The sequence below is a fragment of the Globicatella sanguinis NBRC 15551 genome, from assembly GCF_001552295.1.
In the GTDB taxonomy this organism is placed as follows: Bacteria; Bacillota; Bacilli; order Lactobacillales; family Aerococcaceae; genus Globicatella; species Globicatella sanguinis.
In genome coordinates this window covers 1-6,985 of record NZ_BCQX01000117.1, presented here as the reverse complement: position 1 = coordinate 6,985, position 6,985 = coordinate 1, and the positions used below count along the sequence as shown (strand labels likewise).

General features: G+C 36.7%; 5 protein-coding genes. All 5 read left to right on the top strand.

Going from position 1 to position 6,985, the window contains the following annotated elements; genetic code table 11:
- A partial coding sequence (locus tag GSA01S_RS08680) for a helicase HerA-like domain-containing protein (RefSeq protein WP_066126695.1) occupies positions 1 to 1,399 on the top strand: 1,399 nt, incomplete at its 5' end.
- A 447-nt stretch (positions 1,400 to 1,846) separates the two neighbouring features.
- Positions 1,847 to 3,187 (top strand): MATE family efflux transporter, encoded by a 1,341-nt coding sequence (locus GSA01S_RS08675; RefSeq protein ID WP_066126693.1) that lies wholly within the window; start codon positions 1,847 to 1,849, stop codon positions 3,185 to 3,187.
- 184 nt (positions 3,188 to 3,371) lie between these two features.
- Positions 3,372 to 4,358 (top strand): aromatic acid exporter family protein, encoded by a 987-nt coding sequence (locus tag GSA01S_RS08670; protein WP_066126691.1) that lies wholly within the window; start codon positions 3,372 to 3,374, stop codon positions 4,356 to 4,358.
- A 98-nt stretch (positions 4,359 to 4,456) separates the two neighbouring features.
- On the top strand, positions 4,457 to 6,034 hold the full coding sequence (locus GSA01S_RS08665; RefSeq protein WP_066126688.1) for an ABC transporter substrate-binding protein/permease: 1,578 nt from the start codon (positions 4,457 to 4,459) through the stop codon (positions 6,032 to 6,034).
- Positions 6,035 to 6,037: 3 nt separating this feature from the next.
- A complete protein-coding gene (locus GSA01S_RS08660) occupies positions 6,038 to 6,775 on the top strand; it encodes an amino acid ABC transporter ATP-binding protein (RefSeq protein WP_066126686.1) in 738 nt (245 codons plus the stop codon).
- Positions 6,776 to 6,985 lie beyond the last annotated feature (210 nt).

The following is a 6,985-nucleotide window of genomic DNA, read 5'->3' as shown; positions in this document are numbered from 1 at the left end:
GCAATTAAGTGAAGCAGGGATACCCGTCTTTTTAGCAGATATCAAAGGAGATTTAATGAGCCTTGCCCAAGCGGGTAATGGTGAGGTTGATCCTGAACGGTTAGCCGCTACTCATTACGATCATTATGAAACGGCTGAGTATAGTGTGGAATTATGGGATGCTTTATCAAAACAGGGGATACCATTACGGATGACTATCTCTGAAATAGGACCGGTTTTATTAGCGCGTGTTTTAGGTTTGAATGAGATTCAAACAGGTATACTGAATATTGTTTTTGCCGTTTCGGATGCACAAGGTTTATTATTAATTGACTTGATGGACTTACGGGCAATGTTAAACTATGTATTGGAAAATGCGAGTGAGTTAAGTAAACACTATGGTAATATCGCTTCTTCTTCTGTAGGGGCTATTTTACGTTCAATCGTCGTATTGGAACAACAAGGAGCAGGAGCTTTTTTTGGTGAGCCATCATTAGAATTGGAAGATTTAATGCGCGTAGACAGTCAAGGACGCGGGATTATTAATGTGTTAAATGCTGTAGCATTGAGCCAACAGCCTACTTTATATGCGACGGTTTTATTAGCAGTTTTAGCAAATCTTTATGAATCATTACCAGAAGTGGGTGATGTAGATAAACCTAAATTAGTCTTTTTCTTTGATGAAGCGCATTTAATGTTTAATAAGACACCGGAAGTTTTATTAGAAAAAATAGAGTTAGTGGTTCGCTTAATTCGTTCAAAAGGAGTAGCGGTCTTTTTTGTCACCCAAAATCCATTGGATATCCCAGATCGAGTGGCTGCTCAATTAGGCAATAGAATTCAACATGGGCTACGAGCATTTACGCCAAAAGAGTTAAAGACAGTAGCAGCTGTTGCTGATAGTTTCCGTCAAACAGAAACGGTCGATATGGCTCGTGCAATCCAAGAGCTAAAAGTAGGTCAAGCAGTTGTCTCAACTTTAGATCAAGATGGTACACCTAAAGTAGCGGATATCGTGACGATTTGGCCACCTAAAAGTCATTTAGGGACAATTGATCATTCGGTCTTAGCTAGCCTATTAAATAATTCAGAGTTAATGCCTAAATATGAAACACCAATTGATCGCGAAAGTGCGCATGAAATGATTAATGCCCAAATAGCAGCCAAAGAACAAGCTTTATTAGCTGAAGCAGAACGGGTAGCCAATGAAAAAGAAATGGAACGTTTGAAAAAAGAACAAGAACGTGTGAATAAAGAACAAGCTCAAGCCGCAAAAAAACAGGCTGCTAAACCCAATAGTAGTTATCGTCGTAGTGATTCACCAATGGATCGTTTAACCAAAAATTTAATGAGTTCAGTGGGTCGTGAATTAGGACGAGCAATATCACGTGGTTTAACTGGCATCTTAAAAAATAAATAATGGTAGTATGGGCAAACAGTAGAAAATGAGAAGATTTTCACTTCGTCTGCCCACTCCGCGCACAGTTGGGCATTGGCAAGCAATAGAGAATGATCAGATTTTGCTTTGTTTGTTCCCCAGCGCACAGTTGGGTAGGCCACAAACATGTCGAAAGACGTCGTTTGAGACCACTCAAGCACTTGCGATTTAAATTAACTCGTCATAAATTGATTGAATTTATAAAATGTTTGGCAAGTCACAAAATACAATTTATTGCGCCTTATTAGGTCGTTTTTAACGTCTAATAGGGTGCATTTTAAATGATAATAGTAAATGAAATGATAATCGCTTTAGCTTTGAATACATGAAAACACAAAATTTTCCTTGAAATAATTTGCAATATTCCATTGTAATTAAATTAAAACATCGGTATACTACACAGAGTTGAAAAGAGAAAGGGGTAAACAAATGAAAAATGATATGACCAGTGGCAATCCACTTTCAAAAGTTATTTTATTTTCCATTCCATTAATTATTGGGAATGTCTTTCAGTTATTATATAATATGGCCGATACTTTTATCGTTGGTCGAACCATGGGAGTTGAAGCACTGGCTGGAATAGGAGCAGCGGGTAGTGTGTCATTTCTTATTTTAGGATTTACCCAAGGGTTTGCAGCGGGGTTATCCATTCCGGTTGCGCAAGCGTATGGTGCTAGAGATTATCATAAATTGCAACGCAGTGTGTTCTTGAATTGGGTGCTGTCGGTCGCAGTATCAGCAGTTTTAACAATCATCAGTTTAGTTGTTTTAAGACCCTTATTGGAATTTATGAATACACCTAGTAATATTATTGAACATACTTATGATTATTTAGTGATTGTATTTGGCTTTATGATTATTACGGTCTTCTACAATATGCTAAATAATATGATGCGTTCTTTAGGAAATAGTCGTACGCCTTTGTACTTTTTAATTGTTGCGGCGATTATTAATATTATTCTGGACTATGTCTTTATTATTTATTTTGGTTTAGGGGTAGGAGGAACCGCGATTGCGACGATAACCTCTCAATTCGTATCGGTATTATTATGTTTATGGGCCATTCAACGTAGCATGCCCATCTTGCGTTTGAGAGTCAGTGTTGGGATTAAGAAGGAAGAATTATGGTATCATGTTCAAATTGCTTTACCAATGGCCTTTCAGTCATCAATTATCGCTTTAGGAACGATTGCTGTTTCAATGGCCTTAAATATATTAGGTGCTGAGGCAGTAGCAAGTTTTGCGGCAGCGGGTAAGATTGACCAAGTCGTAATCTTAATTTTAATGTCATTTGGCGTTTCGATGGCTACTTATGTCGGTCAAAACTTTGGTGCGAAAAAAATTGATCGGATTCGTGATGGTGTGCGCTCAGTAGCGATATTATCTGTCATCGTGGCGATTATTTTAGGAGCAGTATTGTTTGTGTTCGGAAAAGATTTTGTTGCGTTCTTTGTTAAAGGTGATGATTTATCACAAATAATCGCTTATGGTGATACTTACTTTAAAGTTAATGGTCCTTTATATTGGGTCTTAAGTTTACTGTTTATTTACCGCTATACTTTACAAGGATTGGGAGATAGTAGAATTCCGACATTTGCTGGCTTTATGGAGTTAATAATGCGTGTCGCTGCTGCCTTTATATTAGAAGATTTAATAGGTTTTACTGGTTTAGCATTATCTAGCCCACTAGCTTGGATTGGTTCAGCTGTTCCTTTGATGTACACTTACTTAAAACGTAAAGATCATCTCGATTTAATGAAAGCCATCTAATGCTATCGTTTTGCCTAATTATCCGATACAGTTCTATCTAAATATATAAAGAAACATAACCTCCGTCAGATTTTAGCCAATGATGGAGGTTTTCGTAATTATTTAATATATTTTCATAAAAAACCAAAAGTCATCATGAAAATTTGTTATACTATGATTATCTGTTTTTAGAGGAGTCGAAAATATGAATTTAGGGGAACGTACGTTAAAAATTGTCGTAGCAACGATTTTTGCCGTTATTCTGGCCCAATGGTTACAATTGGAAAATAGTTATGCAGCTGGCATTATTGCGATACTGAGCTTATTAGATACACGAACTGATACGTTGAAGATTGCGATTTCGCGACTTTCAGCAACGATGATAGCTTTCGCAATTGCCTGGGTATTATTTCGTTTTTTGGGCTATAGTGTCTGGGTATTTGGTTTATACTTACTATTTTTTATACCAATTTGTTACACCTTTGGTTTTCAAGCAGGGATTGCACCGGTATCGGTGTTAGTGACACATTTTATCGTTGCTAAAAGTGTGGGGATTGAATGGATGGTTAATGGCGGGTTGTTAATGATCATTGGTACCGGGATGTCATTATTACTCAATGTCTGGATGCCGTCTCAGATGACGAAGTTAAATCAAATGAAACTGAATGTTGATCATGAAATGAAAGAAATTATTAAAGGGATGGCAGTCAGTTTAAAGATGGTTCAATGTGACGTGACAGCTATTCAAAGAAGAAGTAAAGAATTAGAAGTTTATTTGGAACAAGCCCAACAATTAGCTTTACTTGAATATAATAATCAAATTTTCCAAAAAAATAGTTATCACATTGATTATTTAACAATGCGTAAAACGCAATTAGATATTTTACGTGGATTAATTGAGATGTTGCCCAATATTCCTTTAGCAGTTGACCAAGGGTTTAAATTATCACATTTACTGGCGATAACCGCGGAACATTATGATGAGCAAAATACGGTAATAGAGTTAATTGAAGGCGTGGCTGATTTATATCGTTATTCTCGTCAATCACAATTACCTCAATCAAGAGCGGAATTTGAGGCACGAGCGATGATTTATGCCTTCTTAATTGAATTTAGCCGTTTCTTAGAAGTTAAATATGAGTTTTATCAAATGAATCAAGATAATATAGCGATAAATTCAACGCCAGATTAAAATTTAATAAGTTTTTTGTTAAGAAGGCTTAATATTAAATTGATTATTTAGAGTAAGCTTGTTATAATTCTTTAGGTAAATAGAGAAGAGGTAGAAAGATGTTAAAAAAATTTAGAGCGATTCTATTGTTAATTATATCGATATTTTTAGTCGCTTGTGGACAGGAAGAAACCACTACTTCCACCAATCCACCCTTATTAGTAGGTATGGAAGCAGGGTATCCACCATATAACTGGACCCAATCAAATAATAGTAATGATGCGGTTCGTATTCAGGATTCCCAAGATTATGCCAATGGTTATGATGTGCAAATCGCACGTAAAATTGGTGAAGCATTAGACCGTGAAATCATTATCGTTAAAACTGAATGGGAAGGTTTATTACCAGCGATTCAATCTGAAAAAATTGATTTGATTATTGCTGGGATGTCTCCTACACCTGATCGTAAAGAAGTGATTGATTTCTCAGACTCCTATTATGATGTGCAATTCGCAATGGTAACCAAGAAGGATTCACCTTATGCACAAGCAAAATCAATCGACGATTTTGGTGGGGCTGTGGTGACAGGTCAATTAGGGACTTTGCATTATGATTTATTAAGTCAAATTCCGAATGCAACGGTTGATCAAGCAATGAAGAGTTTCTCTGCGATGCGGGTAGCTTTACAATCTGGAAAAATTGATGCCTATGTATCTGAAATACCTGAGGCTATTTCGGCCACTGATGCTATTTCTCAATTTACCTATGTGGTGCCAGATCCTTCATTTGAAGTTTCTGCAGAAGATGTGCAAATTGGTATTGGGGTTAAAAAGGGTCGGGAAGAATTATTAACACAAGTGAATGAAGTCTTAGCTGATATCTCCACAGAAGAACGTGCAGAAATTATGAACCAAGCGATTAAAGAACAACCATCTACTGGTGAATCTGACTTCTTTGGTAATGTTTGGAATATCTTTAAAGCAAACTGGCCAGCATACTTACGTGGTACCATAAATACGTTGGTTATTTCTTTAACAGGTACTATTATAGGTTTATTAATTGGATTGTTAGTCGGGATTGTGCGTACGATTCCTAAAGCTAAAACTAAACTACAAAATGGTTTATTAAAATTTGCTAATTGGTTCTTAAATGCTTATATAAGTATTTTCCGTGGAACACCAATGATTGTGCAAGCGATGGTTGTCTATTACGGAACATCTATTTTATGGAATTGGAATTTAACACCACTTAGCGCTGCCTTCTTTATTGTTTCAATCAATACGGGGGCTTATATTTCCGAAGTCGTGCGAGGTGGTATTTTGTCGATAGATAAAGGACAATTTGAAGCCGCGCGAGCGATTGGGATGAGCCATTGGCAAACGATGAAGGAAGTCGTCATGCCACAAGTTATTCGTAATATTTTACCATCAGTAGGGAATGAATTTGTGATTAACGTCAAGGATACGTCAGTCTTGAACGTTATTTCAGTCAATGAATTGTATTTCACTTCAAGTACCATTGCTGGTAATAGTTTCCGATATTTCGAAACATTCGTCATTACGGCCATTATTTATTTTGTCTTAACAGTCACCATCACGGCCATCTTGCGTGCGATTGAAAATAAAATGGATGGACCAAAAGAGTTTGTCTTAGTTGGTGGTAATCAAGAGCAAGTAAAAACATTAAAAGGAGAATAGCAAATGACAGCAATTTTAAAAGTGAATCATTTAAGTAAATCCTTTGGTGAACGTGAAGTCTTAAAAGACATCCATTTTGAAGTTGAAAAAGGGGAAGTAGTGACCATCATTGGTTCATCTGGTTCTGGCAAGTCGACTTTATTACGCTGCTTAAATTTATTGGAAGAACCAAGTGGTGGCGAAATCATTTATCGTGATGAAAATGTTTTAGGACCTAAATATGATGTGAACGCGTATCGTACGCATTTTGGAATGGTCTTTCAATCATTTAACTTATTTAATAACTTAAATGTATTAGAAAACTGTACGGTAGGACCTTTAAAAGTATTAAAGGAGCATCCTGCTGAAGTAGAAAAACGTGCCAAAGAGTTTTTAAAACAAGTAGGGATGGATAGTTTTATCAATGCGCGTCCAAGTCAATTGTCTGGTGGACAAAAACAAAGGGTAGCGATTGCTAGAGCATTAACGATGCAACCGGATGTCTTATTGTTTGATGAACCGACATCGGCATTAGACCCCGAGATGGTAGGCGAAGTTTTGCGTGTGATGCAAGAATTAGCTCATACTGGCTTAACGATGATTATCGTCACCCATGAGATGGAATTCGCTCGTGAAGTGAGTGACCGAGTCGTCTTTATGGATTCTGGCGTGATTGCCGAAGTCGCTCATCCAGAAGAATTATTCACCAATCCAAAAGAGGAAAGAACAAAACAATTTTTAGAGAGATATTTACGTCATTAAGTTCAGAAGTTTTAACTATATTTTAGGTTTAGGGGCTATATTAACAATATCAAGTGACATCCTCATCTCTCTCCCATAACAATTAATTGTCACTTGAGATATACACAACATTTACCGACAGTTCTCCTCCCAAGGGCGTCGGTTTTTTTAGGTTTTGAGAATGAAGGTTAACCTTTTCTTAAATATTCATCGCTATTTGTTGGAATGAAA